This window comes from Anaerotruncus colihominis, assembly GCF_010206195.1.
GTDB lineage: Bacteria > Bacillota > Clostridia > Oscillospirales > Ruminococcaceae > Anaerotruncus > Anaerotruncus colihominis_A.
The window spans coordinates 54133-78921 of sequence record NZ_VIQT01000024.1 but is presented as its reverse complement, the minus strand read 5'-3'; the positions used below and the strand labels follow the sequence as shown (position 1 = coordinate 78921).

The 24789-nt window shown below is 50.3% G+C and carries 30 protein-coding genes; 3 read left to right on the top strand and 27 right to left on the bottom strand.

Annotated elements, in window-relative coordinates:
- The first annotated feature begins 88 nt into the window (after window positions 1–88).
- Window positions 89–1432, top strand: a complete 1344-nt coding sequence (locus FMM72_RS16485) for an MATE family efflux transporter (protein WP_160209861.1) — start codon at window positions 89–91, stop codon at window positions 1430–1432.
- 188 nt (window positions 1433–1620) lie between these two features.
- On the opposite strand, the gene FMM72_RS16480 is transcribed toward FMM72_RS16485, so the two are convergent.
- The 11 genes from FMM72_RS16480 to FMM72_RS16430 form a co-directional block, all read right to left on the bottom strand.
- Window positions 1621–3009 (bottom strand): hypothetical protein, encoded by a 1389-nt coding sequence (locus FMM72_RS16480; protein WP_162222047.1) that lies wholly within the window; start codon window positions 3007–3009, stop codon window positions 1621–1623.
- Between the two features lie 355 nt (window positions 3010–3364).
- A complete protein-coding gene (locus tag FMM72_RS16475; RefSeq protein WP_162222046.1) occupies window positions 3365–4825 on the bottom strand; it encodes a carbon starvation CstA family protein in 1461 nt (486 codons plus the stop codon).
- A 377-nt stretch (window positions 4826–5202) separates the two neighbouring features.
- Window positions 5203–6207 carry a reverse transcriptase family protein gene (locus FMM72_RS16470; protein WP_162222045.1) on the bottom strand — a complete coding sequence of 335 codons (1005 nt, stop codon included), beginning with the start codon at window positions 6205–6207 and terminating at the stop codon, window positions 5203–5205.
- Between the two features lie 194 nt (window positions 6208–6401).
- On the bottom strand, window positions 6402–6698 hold the full coding sequence (locus FMM72_RS16465) for a hypothetical protein (protein ID WP_160209857.1): 297 nt from the start codon (window positions 6696–6698) through the stop codon (window positions 6402–6404).
- Complete coding sequence (locus FMM72_RS16460; RefSeq protein WP_162222044.1) at window positions 6695–7669, bottom strand: phosphoribosyltransferase-like protein; 975 nt, start codon at window positions 7667–7669, stop codon at window positions 6695–6697. The genes FMM72_RS16465 and FMM72_RS16460 overlap by 4 nt, the downstream gene beginning before the upstream one ends.
- A gap of 241 nt (window positions 7670–7910) precedes the next feature.
- Window positions 7911–9098, bottom strand: coding sequence for a site-specific integrase (locus tag FMM72_RS16455; RefSeq protein ID WP_162222043.1), 1188 nt, complete (start codon window positions 9096–9098; stop codon window positions 7911–7913).
- An 87-nt stretch (window positions 9099–9185) separates the two neighbouring features.
- The gene (locus FMM72_RS16450) at window positions 9186–9389 is read right to left on the bottom strand and encodes an excisionase (RefSeq protein WP_016321997.1); all 204 of its coding nucleotides are present in this window, start codon (window positions 9387–9389) and stop codon (window positions 9186–9188) included.
- A complete protein-coding gene (locus FMM72_RS16445) occupies window positions 9386–9919 on the bottom strand; it encodes a type II toxin-antitoxin system PemK/MazF family toxin (protein WP_162222042.1) in 534 nt (177 codons plus the stop codon). Before FMM72_RS16445 ends, FMM72_RS16450 begins: the two co-directional genes overlap by 4 nt.
- A gap of 362 nt (window positions 9920–10281) precedes the next feature.
- Window positions 10282–10488, bottom strand: coding sequence for a hypothetical protein (locus tag FMM72_RS16440; protein WP_162222041.1), 207 nt, complete (start codon window positions 10486–10488; stop codon window positions 10282–10284).
- Between the two features lie 36 nt (window positions 10489–10524).
- Complete coding sequence (locus tag FMM72_RS16435; RefSeq protein ID WP_162222040.1) at window positions 10525–11037, bottom strand: sigma-70 family RNA polymerase sigma factor; 513 nt, start codon at window positions 11035–11037, stop codon at window positions 10525–10527.
- A 445-nt stretch (window positions 11038–11482) separates the two neighbouring features.
- On the bottom strand, window positions 11483–12274 hold the full coding sequence (locus tag FMM72_RS16430) for an SDR family NAD(P)-dependent oxidoreductase (RefSeq protein WP_162222039.1): 792 nt from the start codon (window positions 12272–12274) through the stop codon (window positions 11483–11485).
- Window positions 12275–12355: 81 nt separating this feature from the next.
- Between FMM72_RS16430 and FMM72_RS16425 the strand changes: the two genes are divergently transcribed.
- Window positions 12356–12736, top strand: a complete 381-nt coding sequence (locus tag FMM72_RS16425) for a MerR family transcriptional regulator (RefSeq protein WP_162222038.1) — start codon at window positions 12356–12358, stop codon at window positions 12734–12736.
- 238 nt (window positions 12737–12974) lie between these two features.
- Here the strand turns inward: FMM72_RS16425 and FMM72_RS16420 are convergent, their stop codons facing one another.
- From FMM72_RS16420 to FMM72_RS16395, 6 genes are read right to left on the bottom strand one after another with little or no spacing between them, the layout of a single operon-like run.
- A complete protein-coding gene (locus FMM72_RS16420; protein ID WP_243157865.1) occupies window positions 12975–14996 on the bottom strand; it encodes an FtsX-like permease family protein in 2022 nt (673 codons plus the stop codon).
- On the bottom strand, window positions 14996–15772 hold the full coding sequence (locus tag FMM72_RS16415; protein ID WP_162222036.1) for an ABC transporter ATP-binding protein: 777 nt from the start codon (window positions 15770–15772) through the stop codon (window positions 14996–14998). The genes FMM72_RS16420 and FMM72_RS16415 overlap by 1 nt, the downstream gene beginning before the upstream one ends.
- A gap of 2 nt (window positions 15773–15774) precedes the next feature.
- On the bottom strand, window positions 15775–16269 hold the full coding sequence (locus FMM72_RS16410; protein WP_162222035.1) for a hypothetical protein: 495 nt from the start codon (window positions 16267–16269) through the stop codon (window positions 15775–15777).
- A gap of 33 nt (window positions 16270–16302) precedes the next feature.
- Window positions 16303–17313 (bottom strand): sensor histidine kinase, encoded by a 1011-nt coding sequence (locus FMM72_RS16405; RefSeq protein WP_162222034.1) that lies wholly within the window; start codon window positions 17311–17313, stop codon window positions 16303–16305.
- Complete coding sequence (locus FMM72_RS16400) at window positions 17310–17975, bottom strand: response regulator transcription factor (protein WP_162222033.1); 666 nt, start codon at window positions 17973–17975, stop codon at window positions 17310–17312. The genes FMM72_RS16405 and FMM72_RS16400 overlap by 4 nt, the downstream gene beginning before the upstream one ends.
- Window positions 17968–18156, bottom strand: a complete 189-nt coding sequence (locus FMM72_RS16395; protein ID WP_162222032.1) for a helix-turn-helix domain-containing protein — start codon at window positions 18154–18156, stop codon at window positions 17968–17970. Before FMM72_RS16395 ends, FMM72_RS16400 begins: the two co-directional genes overlap by 8 nt.
- A 49-nt stretch (window positions 18157–18205) precedes the next feature.
- Here FMM72_RS16395 and FMM72_RS16390 point away from each other — a divergent pair, with 49 nt between their 5' ends.
- Complete coding sequence (locus FMM72_RS16390; RefSeq protein WP_373925763.1) at window positions 18206–18580, top strand: winged helix-turn-helix transcriptional regulator; 375 nt, start codon at window positions 18206–18208, stop codon at window positions 18578–18580.
- Window positions 18581–18583: 3 nt separating this feature from the next.
- Here FMM72_RS16390 and FMM72_RS16385 read toward each other — a convergent pair whose 3' ends face one another.
- From FMM72_RS16385 to FMM72_RS16340, 10 genes are all read right to left on the bottom strand, one after another.
- On the bottom strand, window positions 18584–19006 hold the full coding sequence (locus FMM72_RS16385) for a DUF2000 domain-containing protein (protein ID WP_161930533.1): 423 nt from the start codon (window positions 19004–19006) through the stop codon (window positions 18584–18586).
- Window positions 19007–19010: 4 nt separating this feature from the next.
- Window positions 19011–19904, bottom strand: a complete 894-nt coding sequence (locus tag FMM72_RS16380; RefSeq protein WP_162222031.1) for a DMT family transporter — start codon at window positions 19902–19904, stop codon at window positions 19011–19013.
- Window positions 19894–20730 (bottom strand): helix-turn-helix domain-containing protein, encoded by an 837-nt coding sequence (locus FMM72_RS16375; protein ID WP_162222030.1) that lies wholly within the window; start codon window positions 20728–20730, stop codon window positions 19894–19896. The genes FMM72_RS16380 and FMM72_RS16375 overlap by 11 nt, the downstream gene beginning before the upstream one ends.
- A 129-nt stretch (window positions 20731–20859) precedes the next feature.
- On the bottom strand, window positions 20860–21417 hold the full coding sequence (locus FMM72_RS16370) for an FUSC family protein (RefSeq protein ID WP_243157862.1): 558 nt from the start codon (window positions 21415–21417) through the stop codon (window positions 20860–20862).
- A complete protein-coding gene (locus FMM72_RS16365; RefSeq protein WP_162222029.1) occupies window positions 21347–21850 on the bottom strand; it encodes a YbhB/YbcL family Raf kinase inhibitor-like protein in 504 nt (167 codons plus the stop codon). Before FMM72_RS16365 ends, FMM72_RS16370 begins: the two co-directional genes overlap by 71 nt.
- An 82-nt stretch (window positions 21851–21932) precedes the next feature.
- On the bottom strand, window positions 21933–22298 hold the full coding sequence (locus tag FMM72_RS16360; RefSeq protein WP_066535687.1) for a winged helix-turn-helix transcriptional regulator: 366 nt from the start codon (window positions 22296–22298) through the stop codon (window positions 21933–21935).
- Window positions 22295–22774 carry a YbaK/EbsC family protein gene (locus FMM72_RS16355; RefSeq protein ID WP_162222028.1) on the bottom strand — a complete coding sequence of 160 codons (480 nt, stop codon included), beginning with the start codon at window positions 22772–22774 and terminating at the stop codon, window positions 22295–22297. Before FMM72_RS16355 ends, FMM72_RS16360 begins: the two co-directional genes overlap by 4 nt.
- A 25-nt stretch (window positions 22775–22799) precedes the next feature.
- Window positions 22800–23294: a GNAT family N-acetyltransferase gene (locus FMM72_RS16350; RefSeq protein ID WP_162222027.1), complete on the bottom strand. Its 495-nt coding sequence runs from the start codon at window positions 23292–23294 to the stop codon at window positions 22800–22802.
- Window positions 23295–23307: 13 nt separating this feature from the next.
- Entirely contained in the window at window positions 23308–24186 is an 879-nt protein-coding gene (locus FMM72_RS16345; protein WP_162222026.1) for an MBL fold metallo-hydrolase, read from the bottom strand.
- A gap of 15 nt (window positions 24187–24201) precedes the next feature.
- Window positions 24202–24759 (bottom strand): helix-turn-helix domain-containing protein, encoded by a 558-nt coding sequence (locus tag FMM72_RS16340; protein WP_162222025.1) that lies wholly within the window; start codon window positions 24757–24759, stop codon window positions 24202–24204.
- Between the last annotated feature and the right edge of the window lie 30 nt (window positions 24760–24789).

Genomic DNA, 24789 nt, shown 5'->3' with positions numbered 1-24789 from the left:
TATTTATATAGCGGATGCAGGGGCTTGACATGTAAGCTGCTTTAAGGTTTATACTGGTCTTATTCTAACACAAAACAGGGAGTTTGTCATGGTCAAACAGTTTTTTAAACAGGTATTGCCTGCAATGGCGGCTTTCGCTTTTTCAGGACTTTATACGATTGTGGATGGATTTTTTATTGGCCGCAGCGTTGGCGACGTGGGGCTGGCCGCTGTCAACATTGCTTATCCGCTGTCCGCGTTGCTTCAAGCAGCCGGAACAGGCATTGGAATGGGCGCGGCAGTCTGTATTTCTGTTTGCCGCGGCCGAGGTGATACGCATGGCGAACGCGGACATCTGGGAGGCGCGTTTTTGTTGCTGGCCGCCGCCGGCGTCCTGCTTGCGGCGAGCCTTTTTTCATTCGGCGCACCAGCACTCGCCGTTCTTGGTGCACGCGGTGAAGTGCTGGAACAGGCGATTGTTTATCTCCAAGTGATTCTGCTGGGTATCCCATTCCAGCTTGCCGCCACGGCGCTTGCGCCGCTGATTCGAAATTACGACGGTGCGCTTGCCGCCATGGGTGCAATGATTGCCGGCTTTGTTACAAATATCGCACTTGACGCGCTGTTTGTTTCTGTATTCGAGTGGGGGATGGCTGGCGCAGCCGGCGCCACGGTCATTGGACAGATTGTCACAGCGCTCCCTTGTGCATTTTATCTGTGGCGTTCAACCTTCCGGACTGGAAACGGCTCGGTCCGGCCAACCGGTCATATGTGCGGCTCCATTCTGCGCACGGCAGTATCGCCGTTTGGACTTGCGATGTCGCCGCTCTTTGTGATTATGCTGCTCAATAAAGCGGCGTCCGTCTATGGAGGAGAATCATCCGTGGCCGCGTATGCGGTGATCTCTTATGCAACTGCCGTCGTCATGTTGTTGTTACAGGGGGTGGGTGATGGAAGCCAGCCGCAGATGAGCCTTTATTTTGGTATGGACCAGCCGGAACGGACAAAGATTGTGCGAAATCTTGCCTATGGCTTCGCGGCGGTGACGGCTGCTGTTAATATCGCCGCGCTGTGCCTGCTGCGCGCGGTGATTCCTGTGTTTTTTGGCGCTTCGGGTGAAGCGGCTGCGCTGGCGGCCGAGGCCATGCCTGTCTTTACAATCGGGTTTATCCCAATTGCGTTCTGCCGTGTGACAACCGCATATTTTTATGCGACACAGCATAATTGTCCTGCATACGTGATGGTTTACGGAGAAGCGGTTTTGCTTGCGCTGCTGTTGGCCTTTGTGTTCCCGCACATGATCGGGATAGATGGCGTTTGGATTTCTCTGCCGGTTGCGCAGATTTTGCTGATGCTGATTGGGTGCGGCCTGCTGTGGCGGTCGCGCCGAAACCGAGTAAAGGACTCCAGACAGGTTTCGAATGAAACGGTATGCGATACCCCTACGCTTTAAAAGTATGGGGGAGGGGATGGCGCGGCCGGGCCTGCGCACGCATGTGCGCAGGACAGACAAACGCCAGGCGGCGTTTGTCTGAGGCCTGCCTGCACCGCAGGCAGGCCCCCGGCCGCGCCCCTTACCCCCGAGGCGCCAAAAGAGCCGGTTCCAGTTGGAACCGGCTCTTTCGGCGCCTCGGGGGCGCTTCACATATCCGCGGTCATATAATAAGCACCCGCCCGTGCAACCGTAAATTCAAGCACGATCCCTTCGTCCTCACTTTTTACACGCGTCTGCAAGGGCGCGCCCGTATCGTCATACATTTGGACGCCCTTTTTCCCGAGCAGGGATCGCGGAAGCACCGCACGGATCAGAATGGGGGACTGCGGCACAGCGGCGCCGCCGTCGGCGCCTATAAAAGCGATAGAATAAGCGTAAAGCGTCTGCTTGGCAACATTGGGCAGAGACTGGCTGCTTGGCGCGCCGGTCACGGAAAAACGGACGCCGCCCTGTAAAAATGCGCCGAGCATCCCAACAGCGCGCACGGGACGCTCTCCGGCAGACGCTTGCCAGCCAAGGTTATACGCATCATATTGCCATCCGCAAAGCGTTTGCAGGCGTTTGATTACCTGCGCGTCCACCTGTGCCCGCAGCGCCGCAGGCATGGCGTAATATTCAATCAGAGCGGCTTCCGCGTCCGCGCCGGCTGCGGTGGAAACCTTTGTTAAATACGTGCAAAGTTCGTTGGAGATCGTAAAGGCGACGCGCCGGGCCGGGCTGTGATTGCCTACGGCGTCGCGTATACAGATGTCAAAAGCATAGCTGCCGGGCTTTGTGAACGATACGGTGTATACGCCGTCTGTCGGCTCTATATATTGCCATCCATCATTTTCACGAATACAGACAAGCTCCAGATCATAGAGCGTCGCAGGACGCACCTCAACATCGACCTTGCCGGAAAATACATTGGCGTTCGGCGCTTTCGCTCCGGTTAAAACAATGGTGGGCGTGTCGGGCGCATGCACATCGATGGTTGGCTGCATATTGCTCAACCAACCAACAAGCTTTGTCAGACGGTACTGCTCTGAGACAGGGAACAGTGCGCGCTGGCTTTCGGTCAGATCGCTCCAACGCGACTGCACGTCCATAATCTTTGCGCGCTGCGCCTCCACCTCGCTGTCAGTCGCTGTCAGCAGGTTTGGAAGCGCGCGGCTGTCGTCGATAAGCTGTGCAAGTATGGGATCGATTGTAAAATTTTCCGCGCGCGGTTCGCCACGTGTGCCATCCGACGCCTGGGTACAGAAACGAAGCGCATATTCCCGCGGTTGGCGGAAGGTGAGCGTATAATTTTGATCCTTGTCCGGCGTCAGCTCCATCCAGACCCCGCCGTCCTCAATGAGCAGCGTGTCCTGCGGATGCTCCGGCACGAGCGTAAGCGTTACAGACGAACGATACACATAGCTGCCGTTGACAAGATCACCTGTTTGATCAATATCCAGGCCGCCGGGTGTTTGAACGGCCAACGTGGGCACGGCCACGGCCCACAGGGTACAGACGGCCGTTGCGAGCACGGCCAGTCGCTTCAGATGTATCATTGGATTCACCTGCAAACTTTATTAGGGTATTTGGAACCTGTATTCACAGTCAGGGAACACTGGATAGACGGGGGGATTTTGTACCCGGCCAAGGCGGATTCTCGCAGGCGGGCTGCCACCTGGCAAGAAAATTTAATGCGGAGCAGGACAAAAGACCTACACAGACAGTGTTCAAGGGCTGTGAATACAGGGTCTTGTTAAAAGGGTACTATATCTACAGGCGGAAATCAACCGTTTTAAAAAACTTTCCATATCAAAATCCGGATGTCAAAGGCCGGATGCTGTCTGCAAAACATAAAAAAGCGCGCGCATGGATTGTTCCATACGCGCGGCTTTTAAAACTGAAGCTGTGCAATCAGGCGTTGCCCTGCGCTGTAGGCTGCGCCGTTTTGCCGCTGCGGACATAAGTCTGATAAATAAAGAGGGCCAGACAAACGAGCGCAAAAACGATACCCACAGGATAGGCAATAGAAGTAGCGAGCCGGAACCCTTCCGGAGCCTGAAGGATATAGGTCATGCTGACCGCGGACATGAAAGCGGCGGGCAGCGCCGCCATAAAGCAGCACACCGGCGGGAAGCCGAACTTATGAAGAAATACAGCGCCCGTCCAAAGCACTACCATTGCGAGCGTCTGATTGGACCAGGAGAAGTAGCGCCACAGAATATCAAACGGAAGGGCGATGGCGGTGAATGCGCCGACTGCCAACAGGGGGATGGAAAGAACGGCGCGGGAGGAAGTCTTGGACTGGTCGACGTGGAACCAGTCGGCAATGGTCAGACGGCAGGAACGAAACGCCGTGTCCCCTGATGTGATCGGACAGGCGATGACGCCGATCATAGCGAGCACGCCGCCGACCGGACCCATCAGGGTAGTGGAAATATTGTAAACAACCGTGCCCTGACCAAGGGCGCTGATGGCTTCTGAGAGGGGGCCGACGCCATTGTAGAAAGTGACGCCCGCGCAGGCCCAGATCAGAGCGATGATGCCTTCAGCAACCATCGCGCCGTAGAAGACGTTGCGGCCTTCCTTTTCGGAAGTCATGCAACGCGCCATCATCGGAGACTGGGTGGCATGGAAGCCGGAGATTGCGCCGCAGGCGACGGTGACGAACATCATGGCCCATTTGGGAAGCCCCTTGGGATGAACGACCGCAAGCGAATTCCACAATTCGGGCATCTGGCTGGAATATGCCGGATTCAGAAGGAGAGTCCCCGCGATGCCGACAGCCATGATGATCAGGCAGATTCCAAAGATCGGATAAATCTTGCCGATAATCTTATCGATCGGAAGGAAGGTAGCCAGCAGGTAATAGATCATGATAACAGCCAGCCAGAACGAGGTGTTCAGGACCTCGGGAGTCAGCATGCCGATGAGCGCGGCCGGGCCGACCGAGAAGTTGATGCCGACCAACAGCAGCAGGACAACGGAAAAAACACGCATAATAAAGGAAATGACCTTGCCCATGTATGTGCCGACAATTTCCGAGATAGAAGCGCCGTCATGGCGTTCAGACATCATACCTGAAAGGAAATCGTGGACGCCGCCGCCCAGAATGGTACCGAATACGATCCACAGATAAACCTGCGGCCCCCAGCACGCACCGGCCAGGGCGCCATAGATAGGCCCAAGCCCCGCGATGTTCAAAAGCTGGATCAGGAAAATACGCCAGGTTTTCATTGGAACATAATCGACGCCGTCGGGGTGCGCAAGAGCCGGCGTCTGCCGGTCGTCAATGCAAAAGACGCGCTCCACCAGTTTTCCATAGGTAAAGAAACCGACAATCAGTAAAGCCAGGCAAAGAAAAAATGTAATCATTCGCCGTAAACCCTCCTCACGTATTCTTCTGGAAATTTCCTACTTGACCGGTCGGTTTTATTCTAAATTATGGATGTGCATTCGTCAAGCGGCTACGCAAAAAAACATATATAAACGATCTGTTTTGTAGAGATGAACAAATCATTCATAAGCGATTTGTATATTAAAGATAAGCGCCCGCGATGGATAGCAATAGAGCAGAATACGGAACAAAGATAAACGCGCGCGTGGATTAAATAATCCACACGCGCTGCAATATCAACTTTGTAATACAAGAAAGATAAATCTTCCTTAGACGATCTTTGAACGACGCCGGAATCTTTAGCCATGGATTTTCCCTAAACAATGGGAACCATGCCTATAACAGTAACAAATAGTTATTCGGGCCAATCCACTTTGGATAATTCGTCTAAAAAATGCGTCCCCAATTCAGGTTCCACCATTTTGATATAGTATGCTTTTCCATAAAGATGCTCCCGGTAGTGTATAGAGCGTACCGCCTTTGTGTTTTCCAAATGGGCAGTGACGCCAAACTGCTGGCAATAGTGGATTTCCTGCCGCAATCTGCGCTTGAAAGCCTTTGGCACACTGACACGGTCATGTACGGTCAGGCCGGTAATGCGTTTTGGCTGTCCCGGATTGTATATTCTGCATTTATCGAAATTTATCGAAAAGCCATACTTGCTCAAGATCCGCCCCAGCGCTTCCCAAAGCCATGGTTGCTCCTGATTTGAGGAGATAGCAATATCATCCGCATAACGAGTGAATACGCCGTGGAAGCATTCCGCCATTGCGCCAAGCTCTTCATCAAGACTGCGGCAGATCACATTCGAAAGATATGGACTGGTGGGAGCTCCCTGTGGGAGCACCCCCTCGTAACAGCATAAGCCGCACAAGGTGCTGGCGGCGGATCTGCTGTACCCCATGTTCCGAAAAACCGGCAGAACCTGTTTTTGTGTAATGGATGGAAAAAAGTCTGTGATATCCGCGCAGTATGTGTATGCATACCCGATATGAAGAGCGGCGTTTGTCACAATGGACCGCTCGGGCACAAAGCCGTGGGCATACGGGGAAGCTTCTTTTCGGATCAATATATTCTGATAGATCCACTGCTGTCGGAGCTTCAGTTTGCGGCTGGGAGCCGTGATGATCCGGCTTCCATTGTGTTTGGGGATGGCAAACCTGTGGTAGTCACAGAGACGGGGAGCGGCCATGCCAAGCACCTTTCGAATATGTGCTTGATCAAATAGGACAGGTAATCCCTGTTTGAGCAGATTTTCCGCGTAGGTACAGCACTGTGCAATATAACCGGGTGAAAAGCGGGGCGCTTCAGAGATCTTCATCGCATGACGCAGCCGATTTACATAATCATTTAGCTCCATTGCAAACCCATCGTTTCATCAATAATATATAAAACCGGGAACGATCACTAAAATAAATTCTAAAAATAATTGCCTAGCTGTTTGCCGTGCGTGCGCCGCAGGGAATGAAATGGACAAGACGCACGCACGGTGAACAGTGGTTAGAACCGTTTCATCATGGGGGCGAATTCACCCCGGTCTGATCGTTCCCGGTTTTATTCCAAAGTGAGATTTAGCGGGATATAAAGGTCTGTCCAGGAAAACTCCGAAAAGATCGGGTCCTCATCTCCTGGCGTTGGAAACGAAGTGCAGATGGTCAAAGCCCGGTCAGTCAGGCGAAAAGCCCCCTGGGGTTCCATAGAAAGGAGCCCCAGCGACATGAGCTTTTGGATACGATGGTCTATGATCATTGTATGTACGCCCAGCGCCCGGGCCGCATCGCGAAACAGCATGTCAGGGTGCGCCCGCAGATAACCCAACAACTGTTGATCAAAATGATCGATCAGGTTCATTTCTCCTCCGTCCTTTGCTCAGCTTTGATTCTGTATGCATTGTCGTCCTTTTTTCGCTTCACCGATTGTAAGTACTTTAATCGAATTTGGGGCTGCTTTTCCCGAGGAAACAGCGGCGTATGCGAATCAGTCCAGCGCCAAAATGTACATAATGTGTTATTGGGAGTATTATAGTAAAATGATACGAGCTGTCTACAACCCCAAAATCCCAGTATATATGATTTCTCCGGATCTTTCATATACGCGTCGATCAGAGCTTCGTATTTTCGGACCCGCTCTATAGCGTCGTCACGCTCAGAGGCCGCGAAGATATCCGCGTGCTGGAACGCCGGGACAGCGATCCACTCCTGATTATAGACCGGGATAATATTGACGTCTCTTTTTTTCAACTGTCCGATAAGGTAAGAGAGGCCCGCGTCCGTCGGGACGATACAAAGCATAAAAAGCGGGGCATTAATAAAATCCGGAAATTGATCCAAAAAAGATGAAATTGTCCGACGCAGGGTGAAGCCGGTACCGACAATATCATCCACAAAGACGAAACCACGGTAGCCAGCCAGTTCATCTGCAGACAACCTGCATGTGGAAGCAACGATCTGGCAGGCGTCTATTTGGCCCATACATAGGCGGTGCAAATCCGTGCGGACATGATCGCTTCCCGATTTCCGTTTGTCTGACGATTCTGTTGAAATAAATAACAGATCACAAAGGGAGAGGCCGAAGGGTTGCAGCTTTTCCGTCAGGATATGGATACCCTCATGATACCGCCGGACAGAAGCCTCATTGGTCAGATAAGTATATCGGCTCAACAGGCGCAAAAATACCCCCCGGTCAGATGGCTCGACAATGGCCAGCCACTGGTCTACTTTTTCGGAAAGACGTTCGAGCTTTGGATCGAGGTATCTGGCAATTTGCGCCGGATCGATTTGATTATGTTGAAAAAATTCTGCGATAGCCTGTTCCTTTGTCACGAAAACCTCCCAGAGGATCGGTCAAAAATAATGAATTCATGATAAAATTTATATAAAGATTTTATAATTTCCAGCCCTAACCTTATGTAACTCGGCAAATGGTGGCAAAGCCTTGATTTTCAGGCGTTTCCGCCATTTGCCGTTTAGGAGAGTTCTTCGCATATCTCGGCGTATCCCGGCGTGGCTTTGCGCTGAAACGTAGTACGGAAGTAGTAAAAGCGGCCTTTCACTTCCTTTTTTACTACGCAGCCAGCCGCTCCATCTCCGCCTTTACGGAACAGGCGTCAACATGGGTGTAGTAGTCCAGCGTCATGGTGATATTGGCGTGGCCCATGATGTACTGCAACGCTTTGGGATTCATACCGGCGTTTGCCATACGGGTACAGAACGTGTGCCGGAGAGAGTGGGGGGTGATATTGGGCAACTGCTCCTTGTGCCACTTGTTGTACTTCTTCACAAGGCCCGTAATCACGGCGTTATAGTTCATGCCCACTTTCGGCGTCCCGTCCTTTTTGAGAAACAGGAAGTTTGTGTAGCCGTCCACCGTAACGGTGGTTTTCTTACCCCGGTTCTTCAGCACCCGCTTAAATGCCTGATAGACCGGCTCACTCATAGGGATTTCCCGGTAGCCGCTCTTGGTCTTGGGCGTTTCAACGTAGTAGCCGTTTCTGCTGTCCCGCAGAAGTTGGTGGTCTACCCGGATCAGCCGATTCTTCAAGTCAAGGTTCGTAGTCAGCCCGCAGAACTCGGAAATGCGCAGCCCGGTTCCCAGCAGAATGATAAGCTCATCGGCGTACTTCTGATACACAGGGTCATTCTGCGCAAAGTTGATCAGGCTTACCTCCTGCTCCAGCGTCAGCACGGTTTTCTCGCCCCTGTCGTCCTCCAGAACTTTGTTCAAGGCAAAGCTGAACGGGTTCTTACGAACACAATCATCTTCAATGGCGATGAAGAACGCGGCTCGGAGGGAACGTTTGTAGTTGCTGATGGACTGGAAGCTAAAGCCCTTTTCCCTCATGCGGATGGCCCACTCCTTAGCGTCGGAGGGCTTCACCGCGTCGATGCTTTTCCCGCCGAGAGGGTCGTCCCGCAGGAGGCCCATCAGGTACTCCCGCTGTTTCTTGGTGCCCCGCTTCACATCCACTCGCTGACTGTTCTGCTTGGCGTAAAGCTGGCAGACGGTCATTTTTTTGCCTACGGTGTCGATACCGTCCGCAATATCCCGGTTGATCTCCTTTTCCTTTTCCCGGAGGGAAACATCGTCCCGCTTGCCAGCCGGGGTCTTGTCCGTGGCTACCAGCTTCCAGGCATAGACGAATTGGGGCTTGCCGGTGCTGTCCGTGTATTTATATGCGTATCTCCCATCTTTTCGCTGGCTCTCTCCAGTTCTTAAAATGCGGCCTTTGCTGTCACGTCGTTTTTCCGCCATTGTAAAAACTCCTTTCCGAAACTGGAACGAGCCTTGATACGACTTGACTATATTTTATCATATTTCCGGCTCAATACAAATCTGCGATCAGATCACATCCAGAGAGTCAATGACCTTTTCAAACTGCCTGCGCTTGATCTGGATGCGGTTCCCGTTCATTATCAGCCAGTTGGCGTCCGGGTTTTCCTCCGCCAGTTTCCGCAGCTTCTTTTCTCCGATACGGAAGTATTTAGCGGCTTCCTCGATGGTCAGCGTGTATTTCTCCCAAATGGGCACATCAGGATAACTCATACGCCCACCCCTCCTTTCGGCGTAACCACATATTCCATACCAGGGCGCTGGCCGCAGTAGACGCATACCTCTTTTTCAGTCAGTCCCGGTACAGCTTCCCGCAAAGCAAAAGCGCCTGTGCCGCGAAAAGCGTCAGCACAAGCGCCGCATAAGCAGAGCGTCAGTTTCGGGGGGACGGGTTCGATCAGGCCAATGCTGACCGCCAAGGCGTGGTTGATGCCCTGGATATGTTTCTTGTCCAGTCTGCCGATGTAGCTGGACAATCGCTGCTTGTCCACGGTGCGAATTTGCTCCAACAAAACAAGGGACGGCTGGGCCAGCCCATTCCCGGCGTCCAGGTAGTAGTGGGTGGGCAGTTTGGCTTTGACGTTGGCCTTGCTGGTGACGGCGGCGATAATGACGGTGGGGCTGTGCTTATTACCTACGTTGTTCTGGATGATAACGACGGGCCGGGTGCCCTTTTGCTCCGAGCCGATACCGTGGCCCAGGTCGGCGTAGTACAAGTCGCCGCGTAAATATGTCCTGCTCATGGTTGTTTGACCTCCCCATAAAAATTAGACGGCCTGTGCCGCCTATGTAGGGCCGGACAGCATGACATATCAAGGTTGGCAGAGCATAAACGCTCCCGTTTCCATAAACCTGTCCCGCTGTCCGGCCTATATGAAAGCAAGCCTATTTGTCCGCGACACCCCGGCCCGCTGAGGGAAGTCATCAAACGGCTGGCGGCAACCAGCTCCACGGGAATTTCACCCCCGGCAGGTTCTCTGTCGGCTGCTCTCATTGTCTGCGACGGCTTCACGCTGGAACACGCTATCACGCTCGGACTGTGACTGAACAGGAGTATCATTGTCCCTATTGCCGGTCATGGCCTTACCGGGAGCCGCCCGGTATTTCATGGCCACTGGTTCTCGCTCCATGCCGGACGGCAGACCGTGGACGAATTGATGATGTGGCATCCCGCTGTCTTGTCCGGCACATCCTGGCGCGGCGGCAAAAGTAGCTTGCGGCAATAGGAATGTGCTTGATGAATGGGTATGAAGTTTTCAAAGGTCAGACCCATTCGACGCACATAACGAGGAACAGGTGAAAGGCTTTCCATCGCCCTCCACCTGTTTCCTCACTCAAACGCGAAAATTCACCCCCCTATAAGAAATTTTTTCAGATTTTTTTCTGCGGTCTTTATTGACTTGGCAATCACCTGAAATTTACATCCTTCCATAGCCGCAATCTGCTCGTATGTAAACTCCCCAAAGTAGTACAGCACCAGGCGGCGGCGCTGTTTTTCAGGCAGTTTAGCGATTGCTTGATGTAGCTTGTCCACTTCCATTCGCTGAGAAACGGTTTCTTCCACGCTTTCCTGGGGCTTTGCGGCCCGCCTGTTCAGCATCGCCTCCGTCACCTCGGATTGCTCGTAGTGCCTGTCCACTTCATTGAAAAAAGAAAGATCGTCCAGTTCAAATTCATTGAATGCGTCGAACAGGGCTTTGTCAATCTCCATCCAGCGTTTCACTCCGCCGCCGTCTTTGAAGAACAGATAGAAGCGCGGGTGAGCGGTGTTGATTCCAGCGGTGTATATCTCATAGGGGTTTTCTTCATCCCTCCGGCGTTTGGGCCGGGGGTCAAGATTTTTCGGATGGCTGTCTGCCATTTTCTTTTACCTCCAGTCTAAATTTTTGAAAATTCAGACTGGACGGTGGGCCGCGACAACCTACACCAAAGGTGGGCTTTTCATGCCCATCGACTGAAAATGACAAAAAACGCCCGGCAGGTCGTAAACCTACCGGGCGGGGGGAAGAACAAAATTTAGCTGTGGCGACATTGTATAGTTCATCTTCATGGCCGGAATATCCCTTGGCGGGGGACAGGCTTTTTTTGATGGATCACTCTTTGTCAAAATTGGTCGAAACTCTTTCGGCCTCATGGCGGCTACCTCCTTGAGCCGCCGCTATCGCAGTTTGACCGCGCCATTCCCCTGGGGGCAAAAGAACGGCGGCTTTGATATTTCAAAAGCCGCCGTTCGCAAAATGGGCATAGTTATGGACTGCTACACGACGGCTTTTTTTCTTTTGCCGTCGTGCGGCAGTTTTTCTTTTCTATTTGCTGGGATGCTGATTATGGGTAGAGCTGTTCGCATAAGGGAACATCGGGAGCCGCAGTTCAAATTGGAAAGTCTCTCTATCCACGATTCCAAGGGTGCTGTCGCTGTCGTACAGCTTCATCAAGAACTCCGCCATCTGTCGGCTTGTGTGGTAAGTACCAAACGCTTTGTCATAATCGTAAGTATCCACGTTGTTTGCTTTCTTCCCGAACTCCGTCTGTGTCGCTGCCGGAGCCAGCACCTTGGCCCGCATCCTTGCCCCACTCTCGATCAGTTCCCAGGCCAGCCCCTCAGTAAAGGTGCTGACATAAAATTTCGTCGCGCAGTAGGTGACAGCCGTAGGAACGATGGTATAGCCGCCGCAGGAGGACAGGTTGATAAGCTGTGTTCCTGGAACGTCCTTATAGTCACGGACGAACAGAGAGGACAATATGGTAAGGGCCTCAACATTTAGCCGGAGCATAGTGTCAATCTTCTCCAAGTCCTGCTGTGCCACACTGTCATAGTTTCCAAAGCCTGCATTGTTGACCCATGTTTCCAGTTGGAAGCCCTTTAGGCTGGAATAAAACTGATATACGTTTTCCAGCACAGACAGGTCAACCGTCCTAACCACGACATCCAGTGCGGGATACTGCTCTGCAATTTCACGCTTTAAGGTTTCGAGATTCTCTGTACGGCGGGCGGCAATAATCAGGTTCTTGCTCCGATCCGCAAAGGCTTTTGCAGTTTCGCACCCAATCCCGGAGCTGGCCCCAGTAATGACTGTGTATCTTTTTGTGTGTTCCATTTGAAATTCCTCCATTCATTAGGTATAATAAGAGCATACAATGTAGAGTAAACTCTACGTCAAGAGGATGGAGGGATTATTTTGGATTATTCTATTGGAGAATTTTCAAAGGTTACGGGGCTGGGGATACATACCCTGCGCTACTATGAGCATGAGAGTTTGATAACCCCTGTGCGAAATTCCAGTAACCGCCGCCGTTACTCTGAGAAAGATATTACATGGATCGCTTTCATCAAACGGCTGAAAGCAACCGGGATGCCAATTAAGGAGATTAAGAGATATGCGGCGTTGCGGGCCAAAGGGGATGCTACTCTTTCTGAGCGGATGGAAATGTTGATCCAGCACCGCCAGTCATTGAGGGAGCAAATCAGGCAGTTGCAGGAGCATGAGGCCAAGCTGGATGAAAAAATCGCTTTTTACCAGCAGGAGATTGAGCGAAGCCTTATAGATGTCGCAAATTGACATAGTACTTCCGCAAATCATTTTCACTTACGCTTTCACCAATCCTATTAAGGGTTGCAGTAAGGGCATCTATATCCTCTGGCAGCGTCCCCTGGGTAAAAGTTTCATAGACGTTATTGATTGCATAGTGGGAAGATCATAATTTGCCTGATACCATAGAATAACGAAGCACAGCCAGTGGGCCAGAAAAGATTTCACCCACTGGCTGTTGTTTATTGGAAAAACCTTACTTGTTGATTTATTTCCCGCGCTGACCGTAACTTATCCGGGCAGCGACATAATAGATGGAGTAGAGCAACGAAAACAATACCAACGTGATAGCCAGAGATTGACCAATCCAGAGAATATCCGGGACAATCGGGAGTGGGAAAAAGCTCACTAAGATTTTCTTTGCGCAGACATATACAAAGCAAATACTGAGTACAAGTGATGGAATAAGCGGGAGCAGGAATATCTGTGATAGTTGGCGGTTATTCAACTTAGATACAAGCCGCTCGTTCATTCCAAGCTGCCGCAGGATGCGGTCTTGTCTCTGTTTCACTTGCCAATCGCTGAGAACTTGTGTTGCTAAAATTGCAGCGCCAGTAATCTCTAAAATCAAAGCGAGATAGAACAGGCAGATTAGCATGGAGTAGAGATAATGAAACTCGGTCTTATCCATCCATTTGCCGGACAGATAGTCCATATCTTCGTGCATAAAGATTGTGGGCGCACCGCTGGGAGTAGACTTCGCACTGGACCGGTCTAACTGAACAAGACCGTCACAAGCGGATGTGATGTTCTGAAGGTCATTGGGACTTAATGATTTTTTGCTCACCGCCGCATATACGCTATATACGATTTCCATTTGCCTGATTGCACCGTCTGGAACAACGATCACATAGCCTGCGCCGTTACCATAGTCGTTTACTTGGCTGAAAGATTCTGAAAACACTCCGCTGTCTGCAAAGGCATAGCCAGCACATTCCAGGCCATCTTGCTGTTCAATCAACATTCTGATGTCCTTTTCCAATGCCGGAACACAATGGACATAGCAGAGAGTGGGGTCAAGTTCTAAGTGTTTATAACCCAGCAGTTCCCGCAACTTTAGGTAGTCGCTTTGCGTCATGCAGGTATCATGCTCAAACTCCGCATAAGGGTGGTGAGCAGAACGGCCAGCCTCGATCACCGTTTGTTCATGAACAGAAAGAAACTCCGTTCGCCCGTTGGTATAGATTCCATAGGTATGGCCTTGTGCGGAAAAGTCCTGCTGGATGATGGCGGCATAGCGGGAGAAATCACGCAGTTCCCCTTTATGCAAAATCATAATGTCAAAGGCACCGGCCTCAACATTCTTTGTCACCATCAGTCCGATAGTTGAGCCAATCCCCCCAAAGGTGATTGCCAGCATAAACAAGATTGACAGCATACCCATAACGGTACTCGTAGAACTGATTTTTGCAGTAAATCCTCGAAACGGCACCAGCCTTTGATTTCTATACTTCCAATCAATACGGTTTCCGAACCGGGTAACAAGAAAGGCCGGGACGCTGATAAAAAAGCCGAACAGGAACAGAAGCAAAAAGGCAGTTCCAATGAGAATATCGTAACCTTTTCCGATGGGCTGGATATATATGAGCAGAAACCCAGCGCAGCCAGCCAGAACGGAAAGGCAGAAAATCAAAATTGCGGATATGCCGCCGGAAAACGGGGCTTTTTCGTTCTGACGGTCATAGTAGAGCATATCCCGTAGCTGCACCCGACGTATCCACTTTCCATTTTTGCGTATAGAATATAAAAGCATGACTGCAAAATACAGAAGCGTCAGCCCTACGGTGGATGGCGAAAAGCTGAAATGCAGCGTGTAGGGCAGTCCGAACATATTCAGCAGAACCGCTTCTAATATCTGCGAGAACAGCATCCCCAAGAGAACACCCGGTACAAAGGCCAGCAGTCCAATCAGGCTGTTTTCATAAAATATGAGCCTGCTGATCTTCCTGTTAGGGATTCCAGATACCATATACACACTAAACTCTCTGCTGCGCTTTTTGAGCATATAATTTATCATGTAGCTGATGATCCAACCCATAATGAGGATAATCAGCAGAGAAGCCGCTACAATCAGGTAAGGCAGCAACTCCATATCAGGAAGTGCTTTTACCGTATCTGAGAAAATCAGGGCATTAAAAGCGTACATGGATGCCACGGCACAGGTGAGCGTCACAAAGAAAAGTGTGTATTCATTGAATTGCCTTTTAGCGTTGCGGAGGGACAGCTTCATCAGCACGGCTTGTCACCTCCCAGCAGGGCGAGAACGTCCAAAATTTCATGGTAGAACGTACTGCGGGTCTTTTCACCCTTGAGAATCTGATTGAAAATGCGTCCGTCTTTTAAGAACAGGATTCGCTCTGCATAGCTGGCGCTAAAAGCGTCATGTGTCACCATCAGGATCGTTGCTCCCATTTCCTGGTTGAAGTTTGATATGACCTCCAGGAGAACACGGGATGAATTGGAATCCAGAGCGCCGGTCGGCTCGTCGGCCATAATGAGTTTTGGGTCGCAGATTACCGCCCGCGCAAATGCGCACCGCTGTTTCTGGCCTCCTGACACTTGGGTGGGGAATTTTTTTAGTGTGTCACTGATATGCAGCTTGTCCGCAATCTGACGAACACGCTTGTCAATCTCCCTTGGTGGTGTCTCACTGATCGTCAGGGGCAGCGCAATATTTTCCTCCAGCGTCAGCGTATCCAGTAGATTGAAGTCCTGAAATACAAAGCCGAGGTAATCGCGGCGAAAAGCGGCTATATTCTTTTCCGTGATGGTCGTAATATCCTGGCCGTCCAGCAGGATGTGGCCGGAGCTTACTGTATCAATGGTGGAGATGCAGTTCAGCAGAGTAGTCTTTCCAGAGCCGGAGGCCCCCATGATACTGATAAATTCGCCCGCCTGCACGTCAAAGCTAACCTGATCCAGTGCCTTTGTGACCGCACCGGGATTGCCATAGTATTTTTCGATATTCTCCACATGGAGCAGCGGCTCTTTGCGTTTTAACGTCATGGTTACTCCACCACCTTTCCGTTGACGATCTTCACGTCTTTATCCGCGAATTTTAAGATATAGGTACAGGTCATTTCGTTTGATGCTTCAATGTTAAGTTTCATAGTTGCCATGCTCTGGCCGAAAAAGGACGGCTCTGCCTGCATCGTATAGGTGCAGATTTTTTCTGTCACATTACCTGCCGGGTCTTGAACATAGTCATTTTCCATCGGACAATTTACCAGCACATAGGGGAATTGTCCTCTGACTGCAACACAGGTTATTTGCCCATCTTCGGTTACAAACTCAACTCCGGCAGAATCTGAGCGGAGTTGTATCGGATGATTCAACAGCATAATAGCCACCGCGCCGCAGAGTATGATTGCAGCGGCTATGCCACCCACGATGAAAAATACCTTCCTATGTGGGCCTTTAGGGGTATCGCGCATTTTTACGCCTCCTTTTTGAAACTGTCTGTATTTTAGCAATTCGAGGCGTTCTGTTGTATAGAAGTTCATTGATTTTCTCTAACAGATTTGTAAGATAAGAAATCAGACCTTCAAAAATTTGCTTTTGGGGAAGTGCAGGAAAACGGCTGTATATTCTCCTGCCGTTGATTTTATCTCAATGCTGATGCCCAATTTGGCACAGAGCTGATCGCACAAGTACAAACCGATGCCGGTCGAATTTTTTCCAGTCCGGCCATTACTCCCAACAAAACCCTTATCGAAAACTCGGCCCAACTCGCTCTCCTTGATTCCGAGGCCATTGTCAGTAATGGACAGTGTTACATAGTCGCCCTGATCCTGCGAGGTCACATTAATGACCAGCGGCTGGACACTCTGATACTTGACGCTGTTAATGATGATCTGATTCAGAATGAATTGAAGCCATTTCTGATCGGAGTACACAGTGCCGGAGAGAGTTTCTGTATGGATACAGACATTGTTTTGTATCAGGAATTGCTTGTTCCGCGCCAGCACCTCCGATACACACGCTTTCAGTGGAACTTCTGTAATCAGATAGTCCTTCTCTACACTTCCCAGCCGAGCGTAGAACAGAACGCGCTCCACACTCTGCGAAATCATTTCTGTCTGCGTAAGGATTTTCCGGGCGACACTGGACTTGTTGTTTTCGCATAGCAGTTGGATTCCAGTAATCGGGATTTTCATTTCATGTATCCATTGTTCTATAAATTCCCGATATTCACGGTTAAGCCGGTTAGATTGGGACACTTCATCCGTCATGGCTTTCAATGCGGTTTTCATCAGCTCAAAGTACGATTTTTCTAATTCTGATGTTGGGGTATCGGTGATCTCCGCAAACAGGTACTTTTGGTCTAAGGCATCCATCACAGCCCTTAAATGTTGGAGCCGTTTGTGCTGGCTCAGGTAGCTCCATAGTAATAAGCCGCCAACTATGCAGATAAAACAAAACCACAGCAGAGAGATTTCCCCACTTCCCAGACCAAACAGCCATAAAAGTACCGAGAAGAATAAGCCATTGGCAAAGCATACCAACAACACAGCCTTTTTGTCACTCAAATAGCTGGAAAATCTCATATTTTGTACCCCATTCCCCGCTTCGTCTGTATCAACTCGCCTCCGCCAAGAGTGCGTAGTTTCTCTCGGATACGCATGATATTGACACTGAGCGTGTTGTCGTCTATGTGAATCTCGTTGTCCCAAAGATACTCTACTAAATCCAGCCGGGGGACAATCTCGCCGGGATGCTCAAAGAAGTAGTACATAATTTTCAATTCCGTTTTCGTTAATTCAATTTCTCGTCCATCTGCTGCCAGCGTCCCGGCAATCGGATTGAGCGTGAACCTGTTATACTCCAGATAGGCGGTTTGCTTGGCTGCTTGCCCCCTTTTCAATAAAGCGTTGATTCTTGCAAGCAGAATGGGGATGTTGTAGGGTTTGGAAATAAAATCATCTCCCCCTAATGTCAAAGCCTGCAATTCATCCATCGTGGTATTGCGGCCTGTAATGAATAAGATAGGTACATCGGAAAATTGACGGATTGAGGCACATAGGCTATACCCATTTTGTCCCGGCAGATTGATGTCCAGCAATATCAAGTCAGGCATTTCCGCTTTGATTTGAGTCAGTGTGTTTTCAAAATCGGTCACACACATGACCGTAAATCCAGCATTGGACAATAAGGTTTCCAGTTCTTCTTGTATCAGCTTTTCATCCTCGACAATCAGTATCTTATTCATCGCGTTTTTCTCCTTTCCGTTTGAATCGCTTATCTTCTGGCTTTTCAGCATCTTTCGGAACGAGCCAGACCGTTGCCATTTTTACTGCGCCGGGAATACGCTGTTCAGCACAATAATAATTGATTCTTCGAGGGGTTACACCCCATTTTTCACTTGCTTCTTTTAATGTCATGTAATCCATATCTACACCTCCACCAACATATTGTATTTCGGATGCTCGAATAATACAAGTGTGGAAATGTAAACGTAAATGTCAGTCTGGCCTTTCCTACAAATTGCACCAGGAGGTTGATCCCCCTGGTGCAATTAGTTCAGACAAATATAAACCGCTTATCCTCTGGCATCTGGTGGATTGCCCTCTGCACTATATGGAGTTACAGCGGAGGATTCCCAGCGCAACACCCAAAATGCTTTCCCAGCAGCTCCGCGATCTGGAGGATTGTGGCATGGTACATAGAGAAGTGATTCCAGAGAAGCCGCCCAAAACGGTATACTCTCTGACTGCGTTTGGGGAAAGCATCATTCCCGTTATAGACGCTATGTGCCAATGGGGGACGGACTACCTGGACGGGTTGGATGTGCAGCCTCCATGCTGCGGCGCATAATTCTTATCGCAGCAACGGCATACTGCCGGTCAACTTATTGACCTTTTTCTTCGGGCCACAGATCGCAACACCAAAATATTGCAGGGTACTTTCTGGAACGTGGCCCATCTTCTCAACAAATTCGTCATAGGTCTTGCAGCCCTGGGCCAGATCGGAGAAGTCCACCACCGTTAAATCTTGAAAATCAGGCTGGTAGAGCTTTTCCCGTATCTGTTTGATGATCTCCGGCGAACCGCGCAGGATGGGCACAGGAAATTCGATGATGCCAAGATGTTCGTTGCCGCTTTGGTCGGTCACGTCGGCCCCTACTACCTCCGGCATTTTCTTTCCCAAGGTGATCCCCATGATCGCCGCCGTGTTCGCAATAATACCCAGGGGTAGGCTCTCGTCAATCACCATGACGCACTTCTCACTTTGCCAATCCATTTTACTACGCCTCTTTTCTCAAAAATAGTTTGCTCTCGGACAGGAGCAGACCCGCCAGTGTCAAAGCTGTTCCGACAGCAGCCAGGGCGGTGATTTTTTCATGGAGGATTGCCACGGAAGTCACCACTGTAATAACAGGAACCATATAGATATAAACGCTCGTTTTGACCGCTCCCAGCGCCTTGACCGCGAAATTCCAGGTGACAAAGCACAGGGCTGATGCGCCCAAGCCCAAAAAGAGAATGTTGAATAGGTACACAGGATTTGCAAACCTTGCCAGTTCCAGCCTGAAATCGAACAGGAACAGAGTTGGGAGCATGAACAGGATGCCATAGCAGAACACCCGCCGGGTGGTGAGAATGGTGTAGTAGCCGTAGCCGCTGATTTTCTTTGTCAGCACAGAATAACAGGCCCAAATCAGCGCGGCCAGCAGCGCCAGCAAGTCCCCGGTGGGGTTTAGTTCCAGCTTGGAGCCGTTGAAGCTGATTAAAGCGATCCCGGTCATAGCCACTACAAAGCCAATGAAAAAGCTGGTATGAGGCTTTTCCTCTTTCAAAAACAGATGGGATAGAATGGCCGTGAAAAACGGAGCTACGGAGATAATCACCCCGACATTGGAGGCCATTGTGTAGGTAAGTGCGATATTTTCCAGCAGATAGTAAAGGCATATCCCGCATAGGCCCGCGGCGGCAAAGGTCAATTCCTGTTGCCGGTTCGTCCCTTTCAAAGGTTGGGGATAAACAACCAACAGGGCCAGCAGTCCCATGACGAAGCGGAAGAACAGTATCTCTACCGGCTGGAAGTCGGTCAGCAGAATTTTGGTGGAGATAAAAGTCGTTCCCCAAATGATGATCGTGAGCAGGGCGGAGAGATGGCCCGCTGTGCCATTACCCTTCATGCGGCATTTCCTCCGTATCCTTGAAGATGTCCCGATAGATACCGGGGGCCAGTCCAATAAATCGGTTGAAATAATTGGAGAAGTGGCTTTGATCGGAAAAGCCGGTTTGCAGTGCCGCCTCAACGGGGGGAATACCTTGCTCCAACAGCTTTTTGGCCTTGCCAATGCGAATGTTTTCCAGGTAGCTGTACGGCGTGACGCCTTTTGAGCGGGCAAAGGCCCGGAGCAGGGTGGATTTGCTCAATCCGGCGCAGCGGCAGATCTGATCCAGATAAATCCGCTGGGTATAATGCTGCTCCATAAAGGCACAGGCTCTTTCAATTTCCTCCCGACACTCCGGGACGCAGTTCTCAAAGGGCTGGCCGTATTGCTGGATTAGCAGAGAAATCAGGAGCAGCAGATTTTCCTCTTTGCCAAACTCATTGGAGCCTTTCATCACCAGTTCATGGAGTGGGCGCAGATGGCAGGTGACTTCTTCATCAAAGATTACATTTTGGGAAAATCCGGGCAGCTCCCGTCTGCCGGTGACTTCCTCCGCCAAGTCCAGCATGACCTCCTTGGTGATGTTGAAGCCCCGGTAATCCAGCGTCCCGCCGTCACTCTGGGCACAGGCGTGGTTGTCCCCTGGGTTGAACAGAAGAACATCGCCCCTTGTGATGGTGTACTCTTGATTTTTGCAGGACAAGACACGTTCCCCGTCCTCCATGAAGCCAATCACATAGTATTCATGGAAATGGTTCGGAAAAGGCTGTACGATGCCCTCAAAACGGTAAGCCTCAATGTGTAGCTCGTCATCGTAGACCACCGTTCGCACTTCTTTTTTCATGCGGTGTACCTCCTTGTCCGTCCCATTATAACAGTCGAGGATTGAGCTGGCTTGTAAAATATCTTCATTTTTCGCAGGACTGACAAAACAGCGCAGGGATGGGTCAGCCAATCCCTGCGCTGTTTTGGTTTACTTCACCTTTTGCTCCGCTGCTGGAATTTGATTGATAAGCAAAGCGATCATGATACCAACCGTAGTATCGGCAATCCTGTTAAGGCCAAAAGTCAGGGGGCTTTCATCAGTTCCATGCGTTACCGCTATACAAAGAAATACAACGCACATTAAGAATGTTCCTTTTTCCTGCTTTATAAGTACAGAAAAGTTAATGAGAGGGATAAGCAAGATTGACAAGCACAAATATCTCAATATCTCGCAGGGAATGAAGTATATGTTCTTTTCAAAGAGCAAGACGGTCATTCCCCACGCTCCGCCAATGATTGTTGCGATTTCTCGGTTCAATGCTTCACGCAAGCTGTCCTCTGGGGTGCGCTGGATGCACAGGATAGCGGCAATCGCGGCATAGAACGCTGTGTTAGAGTTTCTGACTGTATCGACCGAGAAGCACAAAAAGACAGCGATGACGGTTTTTATGGTACGGCCCCCCACCTTTAGGGGGCTAATTTTCATATATGCCTTTGAGGGTGTATTCTGCCAGAATATGGCCGTCCATTTCCCGATAGAGTTCATTTAGCAGAAATCCCCGCCGCAAATCCAGTAGCTTGTTCAAAGCATATACATGAAGCTCATAGATGTGCGGCTGATCCGGCGGGGTCATTCCGCCATAATAGGAGGACAGCTCCGCCGACAGCTCACCGCCCTGGATGCTCGTCCAGCTATTTCGACCCTGGATAAAGTCGGTGGCCGTCTGGCTCTCGTTGTCCTTGATCTCAAAACGGGTGATGTTCGCAGCCAGCCAGTGTATCCAGGCAAAGCCGCCTGTCACCGGGTAGGCGTCCTTGTCCTCCAGGACAATAGCAATCGAAGCTGTGCCGGAAGGAGCGTCCTCTACTACAAAGGGCAGAGAATAGGTAGGAATATTGTTCTCGTTGAATTGGGTTCCCCGGCCTCCATACTGAGGCTGGATTACCCCGTCAATAATACCGTTGCTGGTAACTTTCATTGTGATACCTCCAAATCTGATGTTCTGCACACAGTATAGGAGGCACTTGGTAAAATGTAAATTACCCACTTTTTTGTGGGTGCTAATCGGGGACTACACCTTTTTCCTCCAAGATATGCTCCATTCCATTGGCTTTCAGATAATCAATGCCGATGTGCTGCATGATTCGCAACGCTTCTAATATCTGTTCGCCCATATCGGAGGTCAAGGAGTATTCCACATGAAGCGGATACCCTTCAAATGACTTCTTTTGAACAAACCCATAATCAATCAGTTCTTTCAACTGCTCTAACAGCATTTTTTGAGTGATGCCGTCTATATCCTTTTCCAGCTTTGCTAAGGATGTAGCGCCTAAACGGAGCCTCCATAGTATGATAGGTTTCCACTTGCCTTTTATCATGTCGTGGACAAGCTCTAAAGGGCAGGTGTACTCTGTTCGCATTTTCATACTGATGCGTCCCACCCTTTGCATACGTCCACCCAGGAGGTAAAGCCGGAGTATTTTTCTAATTCTGCAATCGTCAGCTCAATGGCGCTGTTGCTACTGCCGCAGGCGGGGAAAACTGTTTCAAACCGTTTTAAGGAATTGTCGAGATAGACTGTCACGCCCTCATTGACCGCGAACGGGCATACGCCGCCCACCGCATGACCGATCAGTGTTTCGGCTTCATCAGGCGTGAGCATTTTCGCCTTTGTGCTGAATTGGGCCTTATACTTGGGATTGTCGATTTTGGCGTCACCAGCGGCAACGATCAGGACAGCGTGACCGTCCACCATAAACGAGAGCGTCTTTGCGATCCGGCAGGGTTCACAGTTAAGGGCCTGTGCCGCCAGTTCCACGGTGGCGCTGGACACTTCAAATTCCCGTACCCGGTCTGCAATACCAAATTGAGCGAAATGTGCTCTTACCTTTTCAATAGCCATAATATCCTCCTCGCCTAAGTAACATTTATGATATGTTCTTTGATAGTCTTGTCCCACAAGTTAAATATGGGGCATCCAGATATTCCTCTTTGTCGATCTGATACCCATATTTCTGATAAAATTTGATTGCTCTTGTGTTTTTACTAAATGCCCATATAATAATTTCCGCATATCCATTTGCCCTTGCGGTTTGTTCAGCAAATGTAAGCAGCTGTCCACCAATTCCTTTCCCCTGTGCTTCAGCCGAAATATATATGCGCCAGATTTCAAAAGCACTGGCCTTATCTGTATCAGCAGTTGTCCCCATTGACAACAGCCCCAAGATTTGACCAGATTCCTCCCAAACATATTCAGATAACCGATGATTGATGAAATCCTCTCTCAACTGCTGGCTGCGCTCCTGGCACCCAGCATCATTAAGTAAGCCTTGGTTGACATATCCAACATAAATGTTTTTCCAGTTTCGGTTGACAATCTGAATTGCAGCATCGAAATCACTTTCAACTAATGGATGTATCATTTTGTATATCTCCTTATGTTCGCTGCCAGAGCAGCATATTGTTTTCAAACAGACCGTTCACCCTGCCGGTGCCTTTCAGCCACGCCAGATAGGAGCGGACTGTGCTGCCCACCAGGACATATTGCTCAAAGTTCATTGTCAGCCCGTAGTAGGTAAACAGCCGTTGCAGGATGGCCTCAAAGCAAAGCGGTTCCTTGCAGATGCCGATGATCTTGTCCCCGATTTCCAGTACCTTGTCGATGTTGTACTGTGCGAGGTTAGCTATATTTTCGGACGCAGCGGCGTGGGCCGGGACGAACATATTCGCTTGCAGGGATTTCACCATTTCCAGCGTGTTCAGATAGGCGGCAACATCATAGATAAAGCCGATTTGATACTTGTCCAGTGTTTCCCGGCTGGACAGGCAATCCGCCAGATAGACCACATCGTCAAGCGTCCGAAAGCCCACCATATCAAAAAAGTGTCCCGGCAGAGGGATGATCTCAAAGCCCTCCGGCAGACATTCCTTTGTCAATTCCTGGGCGTCGCTCTCCTGGGCCATGAGGAATTTGTGCCGTAGTTCCTTACACGGATAGCCGCCGTATAAAAAGGACGGCTCCAGGACAGGGTGGCGGGTAAAAGCGCAGTCAATCCCCGGAGCGTATATTTTGCACCCAGTCTGACCCTGCAAATACTTGTTGCCGCCGATGTGGTCGGCATTGGAATGGGTGTTATAGATCGCGGTGAGCCGCCAGCCGTTGGCTTCCAAGATCTGTCGGACTTTACGCCCCGCGTCCTTGTCGTTGCCGCTGTCGATCAGGCAAACGTCCTGCTCGTTCAGCTTCACCAGCCCGATCTTGGCTGGACTTTGGATGTAATAGCTCCGCTCTGCAACCTGGATCAATTCATACATGATGATAACCCTCCCTTAGTTACCTGGATAGAAGATGGTGTTATAGACCGCACACTCGCTCCCTGACAAGTTCTGATAGGCGTGGGGCATATCGGCCCGGAAACGGACGGCCTGCTTCTCACGAACATCCACCGTTTTAGCTCCCAGGACAAGCCGTAGCGTCCCGCGCAAAACAAAGATGTGTTCCTCTACGCCGTCATTATGCTTGTCCGAGGAATGGCGGCAGTCCGGGTCAAATTCAATGTAGAAGGTTTCCACGCTCCGCACCGGGTCATAGGTGAATAGAGGATAAGCCCGCATTTTCCCGCCGTCCCCTAAAATCACGTTGGCCTGATCTGGGCTGACGATGGCGTATTCGGACTGTGGCCCTTCCAGGAAAAAGGACAACGGTGTTTTCAGCCCCGTGGCAATTTTCCAGAGCGTAGTCACCGTGGGAATAGACTGTCCGCGCTCAATCTGGCCCAGCATAGGCTTGCTCACGCCCGTCAGTGCAGCAGTATCGTCCAAGGAAAGAGTACGAGCCATGCGGATACTTTTCAGCTTCTCGCCAATTTTCAAATTGATCTGCTCCATTTATATCCACTCCGTATGTTTTTGTAACTT

What these genes read in the sequence shown, in the direction of transcription:
- FMM72_RS16485 (WP_160209861.1), top strand. Translation starts at nt 89, where the DNA reads ATGGTCAAACAGTTTTTTAAACAGGTATTGCCTGCAATGGCGGCTTTC.
- FMM72_RS16480 (WP_162222047.1), bottom strand. Translation starts at nt 3,009, where the DNA reads ATGATACATCTGAAGCGACTGGCCGTGCTCGCAACGGCCGTCTGTACC.
- FMM72_RS16475 (WP_162222046.1), bottom strand. Translation starts at nt 4,825, where the DNA reads ATGATTACATTTTTTCTTTGCCTGGCTTTACTGATTGTCGGTTTCTTT.
- FMM72_RS16470 (WP_162222045.1), bottom strand. Translation starts at nt 6,207, where the DNA reads ATGGAGCTAAATGATTATGTAAATCGGCTGCGTCATGCGATGAAGATC.
- FMM72_RS16465 (WP_160209857.1), bottom strand. Translation starts at nt 6,698, where the DNA reads ATGAACCTGATCGATCATTTTGATCAACAGTTGTTGGGTTATCTGCGG.
- FMM72_RS16455 (WP_162222043.1), bottom strand. Translation starts at nt 9,098, where the DNA reads ATGGCGGAAAAACGACGTGACAGCAAAGGCCGCATTTTAAGAACTGGA.
- FMM72_RS16450 (WP_016321997.1), bottom strand. Translation starts at nt 9,389, where the DNA reads ATGAGTTATCCTGATGTGCCCATTTGGGAGAAATACACGCTGACCATC.
- FMM72_RS16445 (WP_162222042.1), bottom strand. Translation starts at nt 9,919, where the DNA reads ATGAGCAGGACATATTTACGCGGCGACTTGTACTACGCCGACCTGGGC.
- FMM72_RS16440 (WP_162222041.1), bottom strand. Translation starts at nt 10,488, where the DNA reads ATGGAAAGCCTTTCACCTGTTCCTCGTTATGTGCGTCGAATGGGTCTG.
- FMM72_RS16435 (WP_162222040.1), bottom strand. Translation starts at nt 11,037, where the DNA reads ATGGCAGACAGCCATCCGAAAAATCTTGACCCCCGGCCCAAACGCCGG.
- FMM72_RS16430 (WP_162222039.1), bottom strand. Translation starts at nt 12,274, where the DNA reads ATGGAACACACAAAAAGATACACAGTCATTACTGGGGCCAGCTCCGGG.
- FMM72_RS16420 (WP_243157865.1), bottom strand. Translation starts at nt 14,996, where the DNA reads ATGAAGCTGTCCCTCCGCAACGCTAAAAGGCAATTCAATGAATACACA.
- FMM72_RS16415 (WP_162222036.1), bottom strand. Translation starts at nt 15,772, where the DNA reads ATGACGTTAAAACGCAAAGAGCCGCTGCTCCATGTGGAGAATATCGAA.
- FMM72_RS16410 (WP_162222035.1), bottom strand. Translation starts at nt 16,269, where the DNA reads ATGAACTTCTATACAACAGAACGCCTCGAATTGCTAAAATACAGACAG.
- FMM72_RS16405 (WP_162222034.1), bottom strand. Translation starts at nt 17,313, where the DNA reads ATGAGATTTTCCAGCTATTTGAGTGACAAAAAGGCTGTGTTGTTGGTA.
- FMM72_RS16400 (WP_162222033.1), bottom strand. Translation starts at nt 17,975, where the DNA reads ATGAATAAGATACTGATTGTCGAGGATGAAAAGCTGATACAAGAAGAA.
- FMM72_RS16395 (WP_162222032.1), bottom strand. Translation starts at nt 18,156, where the DNA reads ATGGATTACATGACATTAAAAGAAGCAAGTGAAAAATGGGGTGTAACC.
- FMM72_RS16385 (WP_161930533.1), bottom strand. Translation starts at nt 19,006, where the DNA reads ATGGATTGGCAAAGTGAGAAGTGCGTCATGGTGATTGACGAGAGCCTA.
- FMM72_RS16380 (WP_162222031.1), bottom strand. Translation starts at nt 19,904, where the DNA reads ATGAAGGGTAATGGCACAGCGGGCCATCTCTCCGCCCTGCTCACGATC.
- FMM72_RS16375 (WP_162222030.1), bottom strand. Translation starts at nt 20,730, where the DNA reads ATGAAAAAAGAAGTGCGAACGGTGGTCTACGATGACGAGCTACACATT.
- FMM72_RS16370 (WP_243157862.1), bottom strand. Translation starts at nt 21,417, where the DNA reads ATGAACTCTATCGGGAAATGGACGGCCATATTCTGGCAGAATACACCC.
- FMM72_RS16365 (WP_162222029.1), bottom strand. Translation starts at nt 21,850, where the DNA reads ATGAAAGTTACCAGCAACGGTATTATTGACGGGGTAATCCAGCCTCAG.
- FMM72_RS16360 (WP_066535687.1), bottom strand. Translation starts at nt 22,298, where the DNA reads ATGAAAATGCGAACAGAGTACACCTGCCCTTTAGAGCTTGTCCACGAC.
- FMM72_RS16355 (WP_162222028.1), bottom strand. Translation starts at nt 22,774, where the DNA reads ATGGCTATTGAAAAGGTAAGAGCACATTTCGCTCAATTTGGTATTGCA.
- FMM72_RS16350 (WP_162222027.1), bottom strand. Translation starts at nt 23,294, where the DNA reads ATGATACATCCATTAGTTGAAAGTGATTTCGATGCTGCAATTCAGATT.
- FMM72_RS16345 (WP_162222026.1), bottom strand. Translation starts at nt 24,186, where the DNA reads ATGTATGAATTGATCCAGGTTGCAGAGCGGAGCTATTACATCCAAAGT.
- FMM72_RS16340 (WP_162222025.1), bottom strand. Translation starts at nt 24,759, where the DNA reads ATGGAGCAGATCAATTTGAAAATTGGCGAGAAGCTGAAAAGTATCCGC.